The 15,133-nt window shown below is 32.9% G+C and carries 17 protein-coding genes; 15 read left to right on the plus strand and 2 right to left on the minus strand.

The features are described 5' to 3' along the window. Positions 1–9: 9 nt before the first annotated feature. Genes FS85_RS16815 through FS85_RS0114180 form a run of 4 tightly spaced genes read left to right on the plus strand, consistent with a single transcriptional unit; the run spans position 10 to position 4,509 of the window. Entirely contained in the window at positions 10–1,443 is a 1,434-nt protein-coding gene (locus tag FS85_RS16815; protein WP_010137034.1) for an acetyltransferase (isoleucine patch superfamily)-like protein, read from the plus strand. After that, on the plus strand, positions 1,440–2,345 hold the full coding sequence (locus tag FS85_RS0114170) for a polysaccharide pyruvyl transferase family protein (RefSeq protein WP_010137035.1): 906 nt from the start codon (positions 1,440–1,442) through the stop codon (positions 2,343–2,345). Before FS85_RS16815 ends, FS85_RS0114170 begins: the two co-directional genes overlap by 4 nt. A gap of 3 nt (positions 2,346–2,348) precedes the next feature. Beyond that, positions 2,349–3,491 carry a glycosyltransferase gene (locus tag FS85_RS15850; protein ID WP_010137036.1) on the plus strand — a complete coding sequence of 381 codons (1,143 nt, stop codon included), beginning with the start codon at positions 2,349–2,351 and terminating at the stop codon, positions 3,489–3,491. Positions 3,492–3,498: 7 nt separating this feature from the next. Beyond that, complete coding sequence (locus tag FS85_RS0114180) at positions 3,499–4,509, plus strand: hypothetical protein (RefSeq protein ID WP_139062229.1); 1,011 nt, start codon at positions 3,499–3,501, stop codon at positions 4,507–4,509. Here FS85_RS0114180 and FS85_RS15855 read toward each other — a convergent pair. Together FS85_RS15855 and FS85_RS15860 are read right to left on the minus strand one after the other, a co-directional pair. After that, positions 4,496–5,401, minus strand: a complete 906-nt coding sequence (locus FS85_RS15855) for a glycosyltransferase family A protein (protein WP_010137038.1) — start codon at positions 5,399–5,401, stop codon at positions 4,496–4,498. The two genes, FS85_RS0114180 and FS85_RS15855, sit on opposite strands and share 14 nt — an antisense overlap. Positions 5,402–5,665: 264 nt before the next feature. Next, positions 5,666–6,778 carry a glycosyltransferase gene (locus FS85_RS15860; RefSeq protein ID WP_010137039.1) on the minus strand — a complete coding sequence of 371 codons (1,113 nt, stop codon included), beginning with the start codon at positions 6,776–6,778 and terminating at the stop codon, positions 5,666–5,668. Positions 6,779–6,893: 115 nt separating this feature from the next. Here FS85_RS15860 and FS85_RS0114200 point away from each other — a divergent pair, with 115 nt between their 5' ends. The 11 genes from FS85_RS0114200 to FS85_RS0114250 all read left to right on the plus strand — a co-directional run. Further along, entirely contained in the window at positions 6,894–7,709 is an 816-nt protein-coding gene (locus tag FS85_RS0114200) for a glycosyltransferase family 2 protein (protein ID WP_010137040.1), read from the plus strand. 1 nt (position 7,710) lies between these two features. Continuing rightward, complete coding sequence (locus FS85_RS0114205) at positions 7,711–8,724, plus strand: glycosyltransferase family 4 protein (protein ID WP_010137041.1); 1,014 nt, start codon at positions 7,711–7,713, stop codon at positions 8,722–8,724. Positions 8,725–8,733: 9 nt separating this feature from the next. Then, positions 8,734–9,141 carry a Holliday junction resolvase RuvX gene (gene ruvX, locus FS85_RS0114210; RefSeq protein ID WP_010137042.1) on the plus strand — a complete coding sequence of 136 codons (408 nt, stop codon included), beginning with the start codon at positions 8,734–8,736 and terminating at the stop codon, positions 9,139–9,141. 44 nt (positions 9,142–9,185) lie between these two features. Further along, the gene (gene rfbA, locus FS85_RS0114215; protein ID WP_010137043.1) at positions 9,186–10,061 is read left to right on the plus strand and encodes a glucose-1-phosphate thymidylyltransferase RfbA; all 876 of its coding nucleotides are present in this window, start codon (positions 9,186–9,188) and stop codon (positions 10,059–10,061) included. Continuing rightward, positions 10,062–10,634, plus strand: a complete 573-nt coding sequence (rfbC, locus tag FS85_RS0114220) for a dTDP-4-dehydrorhamnose 3,5-epimerase (RefSeq protein WP_010137044.1) — start codon at positions 10,062–10,064, stop codon at positions 10,632–10,634. After that, entirely contained in the window at positions 10,627–11,490 is an 864-nt protein-coding gene (gene rfbD, locus FS85_RS0114225) for a dTDP-4-dehydrorhamnose reductase (RefSeq protein ID WP_010137045.1), read from the plus strand. The genes rfbC and rfbD overlap by 8 nt, the downstream gene beginning before the upstream one ends. Next, positions 11,487–12,500: a dTDP-glucose 4,6-dehydratase gene (gene rfbB / locus FS85_RS0114230; RefSeq protein ID WP_010137046.1), complete on the plus strand. Its 1,014-nt coding sequence runs from the start codon at positions 11,487–11,489 to the stop codon at positions 12,498–12,500. Before rfbD ends, rfbB begins: the two co-directional genes overlap by 4 nt. 198 nt (positions 12,501–12,698) lie before the next feature. Further along, a complete protein-coding gene (def, locus tag FS85_RS0114235) occupies positions 12,699–13,286 on the plus strand; it encodes a peptide deformylase (protein ID WP_010137047.1) in 588 nt (195 codons plus the stop codon). Positions 13,287–13,301: 15 nt separating this feature from the next. Further along, positions 13,302–13,742 (plus strand): DUF5606 family protein, encoded by a 441-nt coding sequence (locus FS85_RS0114240; RefSeq protein ID WP_010137048.1) that lies wholly within the window; start codon positions 13,302–13,304, stop codon positions 13,740–13,742. An 80-nt stretch (positions 13,743–13,822) separates the two neighbouring features. Beyond that, a complete protein-coding gene (gene mazG, locus FS85_RS0114245; protein WP_010137049.1) occupies positions 13,823–14,605 on the plus strand; it encodes a nucleoside triphosphate pyrophosphohydrolase in 783 nt (260 codons plus the stop codon). Then, positions 14,605–15,133, plus strand: a 529-nt coding sequence (locus FS85_RS0114250) for a glycosyltransferase family 4 protein (protein WP_010137050.1), incomplete at its 3' end; no start/stop codon positions are given. The genes mazG and FS85_RS0114250, both read left to right, overlap by 1 nt.

Here is a 15,133-nt window from a genome sequence, read left to right on the forward strand (position 1 = left end):
AATAAAAATATGTTTTTTACGAAAAAGAAAAATCATAAAATTGCAAGAAGACCTAAAGTAGCAATTGTTTATTACATACCAAAAACTAATACTTCTAAATACAAAAATTGGTCCGATGGCTTTACCAAAAGCATTGCTCTTATCAAAGAAGATTTTGATTTTTCATGGATCAATATTGAAAACGGTATGCCGTCTTGTGAGGAACTAAACAGCTTTGATTTTATATTAGCAAAATGTTGCTGGGATTCAAAAATTGACATTTATTTAAGAAGCTTAAAAAAAATAACTAAACCAGTAGGAATTGCCATTTCTTGTTCTACCTTTCCTAAAAACAAAAAAAATTATCACTTTTACAAAGTTTTATGGTATGAAACTTTTTGGTATGGTAAGCAACTACCTAAACATCCTTGTAAGATTCATGCTTTCGGTATAGATTCATCTGTTTATCAAAATAAACAAACAGAAAAAAAAATTGATGTATTGAGTATTGGTACAGTAACCAGTTACAAACGTCCTGAAAAAATTATTGAGCTAAAGGGAGCAAAAAAAATAATTATTGGAGATACAACAGCATCAGACTCAGAAAAAATAATTAAAAATCTACATAAACACAATATAGAGGTTCGTAATTTTGTATCCCCTGTAGAACTAACAGAACTTATAAACCAAAGCAGACTAGTTTACATACCCTGCAAACTAAATGGAGGTGGAGAAAGAGCTTTACTTGAAGCACGCTCTTGTGCTACTCATGTAAAAATAGAGCCAGACAACCCAAAACTATACGAATTAACCCAATCTCCTATTTGGGATGAATTTTACTATGCGCAACAACTAAGATTAGGTATAGAAAAAATCCTTCAACTAAATCAAGATTCTGTAGCAGCTACAAATCCAATTAACTCGAACCCTAAACTAAAGGCAGGTAGATATAGTTTTCATAATGGGAATTTATCAATTACTGGAGACGAGTACGTAACTATTGGCTCTTTTTGTTCTTTTGGTAAAAACATTTCCATAATCACATCTAACCACGACACCAATTATATGAGCTCTCAAGGGTTTGTTTATAGATTCTTTTTTAAGACTCAACACCCAGGTGAAGATATCAATCATAAAAATAAAGAACGTTCCAAAGGACCAGTTTCTATTGGCAATGATGTATGGATTGGTGATGATGTGAAGATTCTATCTGGTGTACATGTTGGTGATGGAGTTTGTATTGGTGCGGGTTCAATTGTCACTAAAAACATTCCAAGCTATGAAATACACGCAGGGGTTCCCAATAAAAAAATAAAAATGCGTTTTAAAGATGATATGATAGAATATTTAACAAATCTTAAATGGTGGTATTGGTCTAATACTAAAATCAAAAGAAACAAATCACTTTTTGAAGCACAACTGAACAATAGCCCATTAGATATCATAAAAAAACTTGAACAATGAAACTGATTACCTACGAATCTAAAAAAGGAAATTTTGGAGATGATTTAAATGGATGGCTCTGGCCTAAAATATTTCACAAAGATGCCCTAAACGAAAAAGACAATATAGCTCTTTTGGCAATTGGATCTATATTAATAGGTAATTCTGACTATATAAAAAAAGCCAATCAACATCAAAAAAAAGTAATTGTAGGAACCGGCGTTAGAAGCATTGCTGAGCAATTAAAATTTGACGAGAGCTGGGATTTAACCTTTTTCAGAGGTCCATTTAGTTCCATGGTAGCTACAGGGGAACCAGGCAACTATATCTCTGATAGTGCATATTATTTAACCCTATTAAAAGATTATAAACAATGGAAAACTGCTCCCAAAAAGTATAAAGTAAGTGTGATTCCATACTATAAATCTATAGATACAATTGACTGGAAAAGTTGTTGTGAACAGCTCGGTTGGAATTTGATTGACCCTACAGGGTTTGATATTGAATATTTTATAAAAGAAGTTAGCCAAAGTGAATTTGTAATTAGTGAGGCTATGCACGGAGCAATAATAGCAGATATATTAAGAGTACCATGGCAAAGACTTAAATACAAAGCTCACTTATTTGAAGGAGAAGCTGTATCTGAATTTAAATGGCACGATTGGATGTACTCTATCAACATAACCAATTCTAATACGATTGAAGTATTTGAAAAAAAGAAAAAATTGAAATACAAATTTTTCCCTCACTTATACACCAAAAAAAATCAAGCTCGCTTTAAAGCTATGATTAGCAAAAATTTTAATAAAAATAGTTTTTCTCTTTCTTCTGATGAAACATTAAACACAATTATTGACAAACTTAAAAAAAATCAAGCATACCTTCAAAAAACGTATTTTTCACAACATTTCAAAAGCAATTAGATAATGCAAAAAAAAATTCTCTTCTTTTATCCTGACAACCCAAATTTAATTAACCAAGGAAACAACGCTAGAGCTCATTTTTTACTTGCTTATTTTAAGGCTAGAAATTTTAAAGTTCATTTACTCGGTGAAAAAAGACACGATTATTCTACAAAAGATCATAAAGAACTCTTCCAAAAAGGATTGATAAACAAAGGGGGCTTCATCACGAGAAATAAAAACAAAGGACTACGTTATATGATAAACGAATCCATCCCAAAAAAAATAAAAAGTACGGTTAATAGAGAGCTTAATCGAGTACGTTCAGGCCAGCAAAATCAATTTAATGCCTTTTTACAAGATGAGCCTTATGATTATATCTTAATCTCTTATGCCTACTGGTTGCCTTTGATAGAAAACAATCCCTTAATTAATAAAGCTAAAATTTTGGTAGATACACATGATTTTTTAACCTCGCAGTTACAACACAAAAAAAAGTTTGACTTAGGTAAAGGGTTTGCCAAAGAGATGAGATTATTAGCTTTATCCGATGTGATTTGGGCCATTTCTGATGAAGAAAATTATTTATTTTCTCAATTTACCAATACAAAAGTGATCACTATTCCGCACGGAGCAAAAAAACAAATAGTTGGCAAAAAAGAAATTGCTTACGACTTGTTTTATGTAGCAAGCAACAACCCTCACAACTTAGCTTCTGCTCAATGGTTTTTTGAAAAAGTGTATCCTCTTTTAGATCCCAACCTACGTATCGCTGTTGTTGGTAGAGTTAATCAAGTCATTGAAAAGAAAAGCAATATCACTAAAATTGATTTTACTGAAGATCTATCTGTATATTACCAAAAGAGCAAAATTGCCCTATGCCCTATGTTGAGTGGTACTGGACTCAAAATAAAAGTAGTTGAAGCCTTGTCTTACGGAATTCCTGTGGTTGGAAACGTAAGAGCTGTGGATGGACTTCCAAACAAAATTAACAATGGCTGTTGGGTGGCAACCTCCGTAACTTCTTTTGCAAATGCCATTGAACAACTGCTATTACAACCACATTTGTATACAAAATACAGCGCTGATGCAATTCAGTTATTTGATAGCTATTTTAGCGAAGAAAGAGTCTTTGAAAAGCTAGATGAACAATTTGATCTTCAATAAAAAAATCATGAAAATTGCAATCGTAGAAATTAATGACTGGCACGGAGAGTGTATTTATTCGCAAGTAAAAAGCCTAGAGAATAAAGCACAGCAGATAACTGTTATTGCACATAGCAAACTAAAAAAAGATTTAGAACAGCTAAATCCTTCATTTAAAAAACTATATGTAGATTTTAGCAAAAAAAAAGCAGATTTTAACAGCAAAATGGGCGTTTGGTGGTTTTTATATCGTGGTAGTTTTGATAAAATAATTTTTAATACTGCCGAAAAAAAAGCATGGAAATTAATTTTAATGCCTTACCCTAAAAGAACAGAATTGATTGGTTGTGTACACAACGTACAACGCTTTTATACGCATAAAACACAACAAAAAATAGGATTAAAACTACACAAGATATTGGTTCTAAGTAAGGCACTGGTAACAGCAATTCCTAAAAACTTACAACATAAAACTCATTATTATTACAGTATTCACTATCCAAAAACAAACGAAACCATTTACAAACCTAAAAATGAAATATGGATTTGTATCCCTGGAGGTATTGATAGTAGACGTAGAGATTATTCGTTTTTACTGGATTTAAATTTGCCTGTAAATCATCCTCTTAAATTTATTTTGCTGGGTAAAAAAAGCACTCAAAAAGATGCAGACTTATCTAACAGATTACAAGAAAAAACTTGGATAGTTACTTTTGATCAGCACGTTAGTCAACCTAAGTTTAATGCGTACCTTACCCAAAGTGATTATGTTATGTCTTGCATACATCCAAACGTAATGTTTTACAAAGATTATGTAAGCAGCAAGCAAAGTGGCACTCATAACTTGGCCATGGGCTTTGGCAAAACCTTGTTGTTAGAGCATGGTTTTTATAAGCATGAAGACTTTAAAGACAAAGCTCTTTTTTACAATCTACAAAATCTAAAACACTTTTTATTAACTCTTGCTCCTAACCCCGTAAAAGTAGATTACGAGTTGGGTACTTCTCAACAAAATTACGTTAACTTTATTTGCTCATAAGCTTACGCTTGGTAAACTTTATGTAACCTAACGCAATCGAAGGCAAAATTAGTGCTCTTTTTTTATTGATAGCTCGTTGGTAGATATCAAACCATTTTTTCCCATTATAGAACTCAAACTTTGCGTACTGTGCATTATGTTTGATATAGTGAATAGGACTTAACGAAAAATGATTCAACTCGTTATAATATATGGCATTTGATACAGGATACTTAAACAATCGTTTTTCATTGTTAATACAAGATGTTATTCCTCCTTCCAAATATTCTTTGGTCATAATCATCAAGTTACATACACCTACCACTCCCTTGCAACCAATTCTATTATATAAGATGCTCATGCGTTGGTTTTCGCCAAACACACTAGGGAACTTATTTTTTTGGAGCTCTTTGGTTAAAAAAACTAAGGCCTTATCGCCCCTAACTTTATGTTTGTAACGAATATCATAGGTATTTGTAAAACGTAAATCATCTGGAAATTTATCTCCAATTAAAGATTTGTTATGATGGTAATTTGCTAAAAAACGCATGGCCACCAACTTCTTATTTTCTTTTTGATATGTTTTCCATTTGTTTTCTATAATTTCTAAAGCATCTGGAGTGACGTAGTCATCAGAGTCTAGTTCAAAAGTAAGAGTTCCTTTAATAAAGGGAATACAATAGTTATATGCGCTGGGTTTTCTTCCGTTCTTTTTTTTGTAATAACGAACAGGAAAAGATGCTGTTTTTACATAAGTCTGCACCAAGTTCTCTGTATTATCTGTAGAACCATCGTCTACAACTAACACATCAAAATTCCTAACTGCCTGTTGTTCAAGACTATCAAAAAGTCTTGGTAAATACTTTTCCCTATTATAGGTAGGTATAAATACAGTTATAAAATTAGCTTTCATGCTTTTCTGTTTTGTTCTAAGTCCTTTACCAAACTATAACTTATTAGACTCTCTTTTTTATACAAAGTTTGCCTATTAACTACATCATAGATGCAAAAACAAAAAAAGGTTGCTTGTAAAAAAGCAAATTTTATGTTTCTGTTGGAATTCTTGCAATTTTTCTCTCTTAAAAAAAGGCAAAAGTACACAACAACTTTAAATTAAAAACAAGAAAATGTTAAAAAACACTCAAAAAAAGCTAATTCATAATCAAAAAAAATAAGTCTATAGAAGCGTAGATTCTGCCAAAACTTTAATTTTTTCTATTTGTTTACTCTGTAAATAGAAATGTTCTATGTGTTGTCTTGCAGCAATTCCCATTGTTTTTGCCTCTTCTCTATTTTCATACAATCTTAACATGTAACTAGCCATTCCATCAACATCTTCTTCAGCCACTAAGAAACCTGTTTTATTGTGTACTACAGCATCTTTAATTCCCCCGTGTTCCGTGCTAATTACTGGTAATTGGGATGCACTGGCCTCCATAATACTTACAGGAGTTCCTTCCATATCACCATTAGGTGCTGTTATAGAATGTTGCACAAAAGCTATCGATGTTTGCATTAATAAAGCAATCTCTTTGGGGCTTAAAATCCCTGTAAAAGATACAGATTCTGTAAGGTTTAATTCTTTTACAAGTGCTTCACACTCGGAATACAAACCTCCTTTAGATCCTGCCATTATTAGTTTTGCTTCTGGATATTTACGTACTACTTGATAAAATGCTTTAATGGTGTGCAAAGGTCCTTTTTTAACAGCAAACCTTCCTACTGCCAAAAATTGATTTTCTTTCTTACTTGTTTCATTCGGTCTGAATTTGGCTATATCTACTCCGCAAGGAATGACGACTATCTTATCAGCTGGTGCTCCATAGCTAATCAATTTTACTTTAATTTCTTCGGAGACTGCTATTAAATAAGAAGCGTATACAAATAGTTTTTGATATTTTGTTCTGTATTGATTAATGATTTTATTTTCTGTAGCATCATGTCCGTGAAATATAACTAGGAGAGGAATATTTAATGCTTTGCAAATGGGTACCATATGAGAACCTGTGGTTCCGTAATTGCAAAGAACCACATCAATCTTATTTTCCTTTAGGTACTTTTTCATACCATAATTACTAAAGCTATTGTTTCTACCCACAATTATTTTAAATGTTTTGTGTAATAACCAAAATAAATAAGGGCTTAACAATGTATTGTTTTCACACCTTTCAGGAAATCTACCTGTATGAACAGGGTAAACTTCAGAAAAATCAGAAAACAAAGCTATTTGGTCTTTGATAAAGGTTTCAGAATACGATGATTTTTTAGTTCGTGTTATACATATTTTCATGTTTTAGTTTAGTCTTTGGTGTTGTTTTTAAGTTTAGTAACATCTAAATTACAATTTAATACCATTAATTGCTTCAATCCTTTTATTTTTGCTGAAAATAAAATTAATCTACTACATGTCTGAGAAATCTATTTCTGTTATTATCAGCACTTACAACTCTAAAGAATGGCTTAAGAAAGTGATGATAGGCTACAATCAACAAACCTTACAAAATTTTGAAATGGTAATAGCCGATGACGGTTCTAGACAAGATACTAAAGACATGATTGAAGCCTTTCCTGCCAATTATCCCATTACACATGTTTGGCATGAAGACAATGGTTTTCAAAAATCGCAAATTTTAAACAAAGCAATTCTGGCCTGTAACACAGACTATATTATTATGTCTGATGGTGATTGTATTCCTAGAAAAGACTTTATTGCTGTACATGAAAAATATCGAGAACCTGGGTGTTTTTTATCAGGAGGCTATTATAAATTAACCATGCCTATTTCAGAAAAAATAGACGAAGAATTGATAAAAAATCAAACTTGTTTTAATTTGAATTGGCTATTACAAAATGGTTTAAAAAAAACATTTAAAAACAACAAACTGAATTCTTTTGGAAAAAAAGCGACTTTTTTAAATTGGATTACTCCCACTAAAGCCACGTGGAACGGTCACAATGCATCTGGTTGGAAAAAAGATATTTTAGCAGTGAATGGTTTTGATGAACGCATGCAATATGGGGGACAAGATCGAGAATTAGGAGAACGATTGATAAACTTAGGAATTAAGTCTAAGCAAATTCGCTACAGTGCTATTGTTATTCACCTAGATCACCCCAGAGGCTATATGAACAAAGAAAGCTGGGAAATTAACAACAACATCCGAAGAAATACACGTAGTAAGAACGTAAACTTTACTCCTTTTGGAATAAAAAAAGACTAGCATGTTTAAAGAACTACTTATTTTCAACTTTCTTTACAAATGGAAATATATTCTGGCATTTCTAAAAAGTAAGCTTAATAAAATACCCGTTACTAAATCTGTTAACACAATTACTTATGTAGCTAGAGAGGTTGACCAACAATGGATTTTTGGAGCCAAAGTCAGAAGGTTATCTCAATTTTCCACACTAAATGCAAAGGCTTATTATCATAATAAACTTAGAAATTTACCTGTATCCGATGGATACTTTTTTATTTTTCCTCAATATTTTTGTCGTGCTTTACGTCATAATCCATTTATCTTGAAAAAGAAAATTATTGTGATGTTCACCCATACAAATTGGACTTCCTCATATTCTAAAACACACATTATTTGGTGTTTAAACATAGTAGACAAAGTGATTTGCTTAAACTCTGAAGTAAAAAAACAACTCATCACTGATGGTTTGGAAGCATCTAAAATCGAAGTATTGCATATTGCTTCATCTGCCAGTACTTTTACAAGTCATATGCGAAACTCCCAAACCGTTGGTTTTTGCAGTGCTTTTGGAGATCGAAAAAATCCTGAGATGGTTTATCAGTTGGTAAAAAACATGCCTCATATGCACTTTTTTCTCATTGGTAAAAACTGGGAAAAATACGAAAAATACGAAAAATTAATTCGCTTTAGCAATTTTACTTATTATAACAATCAACCTTACGAAAACTATCCTGATTACTACCACCAAATAGATGTATTTGTATCACCATCAACATTAGAAGGTGGCCCAGTACCTGTGTTAGAAGCCATGTTGTCTAACTGTATTCCAGTTGCTTCAAAAACTGGATTTTGTCCAGATATCATAAGCCATGGTGAAAACGGTTTTTTGTTTGATGTAGATGCCGATTACTCAACTGTTATGCGCTTAATTGAACAGGCTGCTAAAGATACTAAAACCAATGTAAGAGCTACTGTAATGGAACATACATGGGAGAATTGTAGCAAAAAAATAGATCAATTATTTACAGAACTTTAAACTCATTATATGCCTAAAATCATCGGAATAGATTACGGAACCGTTCGTATTGGACTTGCAGAAACCGACGACTTAAAAATGATGGCTTTTGGATTAGATACAGTAGCTACCAAAGATATTTTCAGGTATTTAAATGAGTATTTACAAAACAATACGGTTGAACTTTTTGTAGTAGGAGAACCTAAACAAATGGATGGATCGTTTAGCGAAAGTGAAATTCACATACAAGAATTCATCAAAAAATTAGACAGTACTTACCACATCCCTATTCAACGTTTTGATGAACGTTTTACATCCAAAATGGCTTTTAACACCATGCTTGCAAGTGGCATCAGCAAAAAGAAAAGACAAAACAAAGGTTTAATAGATAAAATAAGTGCCACGATCATTTTACAAGAGTACCTAAACACTTTGTAAGCTTAGAAGAAAATTGAGTATCTTCACCCCATAAGCATTCATTTATGAAAGGAATTATTTTGGCTGGGGGTTCTGGAACACGATTGTATCCTTTAACCAAAGCCACCAGCAAGCAATTATTGGCTATTTACGACAAACCGATGATTTACTATCCTTTATCGGTTTTGTTACTGGCAGGTATTAAAGAAATTCTTATCATTACCACCCCTGAAGACCAAGTTCGTTTTCAAAATTTATTAAGTGACGGAAGCCAGTTAGGAATTTCTATTAGTTATGCTATACAACCACAACCCGAAGGCTTGGCACAGGCTTTTATAATTGGTAAAGATTTTATAGGCAATGACGATGTTGCTTTAATATTGGGAGACAATATTTTTTATGGTCAAGGATTTACCCATTTGCTAAAAGATGCTATTCAGCGAGTAAAACAAGAACAAAAAGCCACCATATTTGGTTATTATATAAACAACCCTCAACGCTATGGAGTGGTTGCTTTTGATACCGATGGAAATGCCCTTAGTATAGAAGAAAAGCCCAAAAAACCTAAGAGCAACTATGCTGTTTCTGGTTTGTATTTTTATACCAATGATGTTGTGAAAATTGCCGAAAAAATTGAGCCAAGTAACAGAGGAGAATTAGAAATTACTACGGTAAACCAAATTTACCTAGACAAAAAACAATTGCACGTAGAAACTATGGGCAGAGGTTACGCATGGTTAGACACAGGAACTTGCGAATCTATGCTAGAAGCTAGCAATTTTATACATACTTTAGAAAAAAGACAGGGCCTTAAAGTAGCTTGTATTGAAGAAATTGCTTTTGAAAAAGGCTACATAAACAAAGAACAATTATTAGCTTTGGGCACAGCCATGAAAAAAAATGAATACGGTCAGTATTTGATTAGAAAAGCACTAAAATAAATGAAGTATTCAAGAACCCAAATACCTGATATTATTGTATGTGAACCTAGAGTTTTTGGAGATCACAGAGGGTATTTTATGGAAGCCTTTAAACAAGCAAGCCTGAATGATTTTTTAGGACATTCTATTTCTTTTTGTCAAGACAATGAGGCCAGCTCAAAAAAAGGTGTATTAAGAGGCTTGCATTATCAAATAGGCGAATATGCACAAACCAAACTGGTACGTGTAGTACACGGCAATGTTTTGGATATTGCGGTAGACATTAGAAAGGGTTCTCCAACATTTGGTCAGCACATTGCTGTAGAACTATCGGCCGAAAATAAAAAACAACTACTAATCCCTAAAGGATTTGCTCATGGGTATATTACCCTAAGCGATACTGCTATTTTTAGTTATAAAATAGATGCTCCTTATAGTTTTGAACACGAAAGAGGCATTGCTTACAACGATGCTAAGCTAGCCATTGATTGGCAATTGCCAAGTAATGAATTTATCTTGTCTGATAAAGACACCCAAAACCCCCATTTTGATCAGGCAACTTTGTTTGATTATGATTTGAATTATTATGAGTAATATTCTTATTACAGGAAGTGATGGTCAACTGGGTTGCGAGCTAAAGTGGCTTGCATCAAACTATCCACAGCATCGTTTTTATTTTACAACCCGTAAAGAAGTAGATATTTGTTACCCTGAACAAATAGCAGCTTTTTGTCAAGAACATCAAATAGAAAATATCATTAACTGTGCTGCATACACCAAAGTAGACAGAGCCGAATCAGAAAAAGAAATTTGCTATTTAGTGAATGCTACAGCGGTAAAAAACTTAGGCTTGATAGCAAAAAAAATGAACATTCAGCTTACGCACCTTTCTACAGATTATGTATTTGATGGACAAAAAAAAGAACCTTATAAAGAAAATGAAAGTACTCATCCCATTAATATATACGGCAAGTCTAAACAAATAGGGGAACAGTATTTACTAGACATCAATCCCAAAAATTGCATTATTATTAGAACAGCTTGGGTATACTCATCTGCAGGAAATAATTTTGTAAAAAGCATGCTCCGCTTGTCTGAAAAAAATCAAGAGTTAAAAATTGTTTGCGACCAAATAGGAACCCCTACCTATGCTGGGGATTTGGCACAAATGCTACTAGATCTCTTGCCCAAAATTAAAAATACAAACACAGCAATTTATCATTATACGCATATGGGGAGTGCAAGTTGGTTTGAATTTGCTAAAGAGATCTTTAAGCAAGCCCATAATTCTTGCCGTGTAAAACCGATTGCTACTGCAAACTACCCAACGGCTGCACAAAGACCTTTGTTTACTGTTTTAGACAAGTCAAAAATAATTACAGATTTCGACCTTAAGATTCCTCATTGGAAAACAGCCTTAACTGTTTGTTTAAAAAAACTAAGCACATGAAAACCATTTTACTAACCGGAACTGCAGGATTTATAGGTTCTAATTTTGTTTCTTATTTTTTAGAACAACACAAGAACTACCAGCTCATCAGCTTGGACAGTTTGACTTATGCGGGTAGCTTAGACAATTTAAAAGAAGTAGCACAACATCCTAGACACTTATTTGTAAAAGGAGATATTATAGACCGAGCGCTTTTAACTTCTTTGTTTGACACTTATTCTATAAACGGAGTAATTCACTTTGCGGCAGAATCTCATGTAGACAACTCCATTGCCAACCCAGATGTGTTTATACAAACCAATGTAAACGGAACATTTACCTTACTCGATGTAGCATATAAACATTGGATGGAACAACCTTTTACTTACAAAACCAACTACAAAGATGCTCGTTTTTTGCACATTTCAACAGACGAAGTGTACGGCTCCTTAGAAGCTACAGGTTTGTTTACAGAAACAACACCTTATGCTCCCAATTCGCCATACAGTGCCTCAAAAGCCAGCAGTGATTTGTTGGTAAGAAGTTACCATCATACTTATGGCTTAAATACAGTAATAACCAACTGCTCTAACAATTACGGCCCTCAGCAGCACGACGAAAAACTTATTCCAACAGTAATTAGAAAAGCATTAACAGGGGCTCCAATTCCTATTTACGGAGATGGAAAAAACATTAGAGATTGGTTGTATGTAAAAGACCATTGTACAGGAATTGATTTGGCATACCATAAAGGAAAAGCAGGTGAAGTGTACAATATTGGCGGAAAAAACGAACGAGATAACAATTACATTGCACAAAAAATTTGCTTGTTATTAGATACATATTCCCCCAAAAAAACAGGAAGTTATCTAGAGCAAATAACGTATGTAAAAGACAGAGCAGGCCATGATAGACGCTACGCGATAGATGCAACCAAAATAGAAACTCAATTAGGCTGGAAAGCCCAAGAAAACTTTGAAACTGGCATAAAAAAAACCATAAAGTGGTATTTAAAAAAATATGGTTACTAGCCCATACGTATTGGTCCTTTAGTGTTAGCTATTATTACGATCTACCTTTTACATCTTAACCAATACTTTTTACATTTTACAATATAATAATTACCAAACAACAACTACCAAACTAATAAAAACCCTAATTGCATATTGTTAATTGCATTTTGTTCATTGTGAATTTGTACTTTTGCACAAAATTTTAGCTATCAACTTATGATTTTACCGATTGTTGCTTACGGAGACCCTGTTTTGAGGAAAGTGGGAGTAGAAATAGACAAAAACTATCCAGAATTACCTAAATTAATTGCCAATATGTGGGAAACTATGGAAAATGCTCATGGTGTTGGCTTGGCTGCTCCTCAAATAGGAAAATCGATTCGTTTGTTTGTGATAGATGCAACTCCTTTTGCAGAAGATGAGGAAAATACTCCTGAAGAAAAAGAAGTATTGTCGAATTTCAGAAAAGTGTTCATCAATCCTAAAATAGTAAAAGAAGAAGGAGATGAATGGCCTTTTGAAGAAGGTTGTTTAAGCATTCCTGAGGTAAGAGAAGATGTATATAGACAAGAAACGGTTCACATTACTTATCAAAACGAAAACTTTGAGTCTAAAAAAGAAATCCTTACAGGTTTGGCTGCAAGAGTTTTTCAACACGAATACGACCATATTGAGGGGGTGTTGTTTACAGACAAAATCTCTTCTCTTAAAAAAAGATTGATCAAACGAAAATTAGAAAATATATCCAAAGGAAAGATTGGTGCGGACTATAGAATGCGTTATTTCAACGCAAAAAGAAAATAATAAAAATAACTAGAAATGAGTTTAACAAAAATTATTGCAATTTCAGGTAAACCTGGTTTGTATGAAATTTTAGGACAAACTAAAGGAGGGTTTATAACTACTTCTTTGGTTGATGGAAAAAAATCACCAGTAAAAAACACACAAAACGTAAGTGTGCTAAGCGATATCGGAATTTATACCTACGAAACCGAAGTTGCACTTGGAAACGTATTTTTAAACATTCATGAAAAATACGAAGGTAAAGAAGCTATTAGTCATAAAGCATCTAATGCTGAATTGACATCGCTATTTAGCGAAGTTTTACCCGAGTATGATGAAGAAAGAGTATATGTATCTAACATTAAAAAAGTAGTGCAATGGTACAACATTTTGGTTCATGCTAATTTTGATTTTGAAAGCATTAAAGAAGATTTAAAAAAGTTAGAAGAAGCACAACAAGAAAACGCAGCTGAATAATTTTTTACAATCTTTACATTTAAGAGAGTTATAATTTCTAGTTTTACAAGGAATTATAACTCTTTTTTTATTGATACATGATGAACTCAAGAAAAGATCAATTAACAGCTATAGACCGATTGTTAACCATTATGGATGAACTTAGGGAACAATGTCCTTGGGACAAAAAACAAACCCTAGAATCACTTAGACAACTTACCATAGAAGAAACTTACGAATTGGCAGATGCCATTATTGCCAACGATTTAGAGGAAATAAAAAAAGAATTGGGCGATTTGCTATTGCACATTGCTTTCTATGCTAAAATAGGAAGTGAAAAAAAAGCTTTTGACATAGGAGATGTAGCCACAGCAATATCAGAAAAACTAATTCATAGACACCCGCATATTTACGGTGATGTGAAGGTAGCTAATGAAGAAGAAGTAAAACAAAATTGGGAGCAATTAAAACTAAAAGAAAAAGGGAATAAGTCGGTGTTACAAGGAGTTCCTAACTCATTACCATCATTAGTAAAAGCACAAAGAATACAAGAAAAAGTTGCTGCTGTAGGGTTTGATTGGGAAGAACCTGCACAAGTTTGGGAAAAAGTTCAGGAAGAATTGTCTGAACTGAATGAAGAAATAAAAAAAGGAAATAAAGAGCGAATAGAAGCAGAATTTGGTGATGTTTTGTTTTCTATGGTAAACTACGCCAGATTTATAGAAGTAAATCCCGAAAACGCTTTGGCTAAAACCAATCAAAAGTTTAAAAATAGGTTTGAATATTTAGAAGATCAGACATTAAAAAAAGGAATAGATTTAAACCAACTGTCTTTAGAAGAAATGGATGTGTTTTGGGAAGAATCAAAAAAATACTATCGCTAATGAAACTACTAACTATAGGCGACTACGACGGAAATTTATCCTTGTACGAAGCACAGTTAAAGCAATTTATTCTAATGCATCAACGTGGTATAAACGTAACGATTATGGGTAAATTTTCTGATGAAATTGCAACACTGTTAGCAAACAAAAATGTTCCGTTTGTGATTAATAAAGCACATCAGAAAAAAGATATTACTTTTATAAAACAGCTACAATCGTATGTTGAAGAGAACAAGATTGACATCATTCATGTCTTTGGAGGAAACAATACTAGCAACACCTGCATAGCATTTAAAAAAAATAAAAAAGTAAAAATTATTGGGTATATGGGATCTACCAGCATCCATTGGCACGATCCATCGGCATACAAAACCTATTTAAACCCTAGAATTGATGCTATTATTTGCAATAGTAAAGACAATGCGCGACACTTTAAAAAACAACTTTTTTTTAATAAAAACAAAGTATATTCTATTTACAAAGGCTACGATGTTTCATGGTTTGATGGTGTATTACCAGCAGACTTAA

This window comes from Ochrovirga pacifica (genome assembly GCF_000220525.1).
In the GTDB taxonomy this organism is placed as follows: Bacteria; Bacteroidota; Bacteroidia; order Flavobacteriales; family Flavobacteriaceae; genus Ochrovirga; species Ochrovirga pacifica.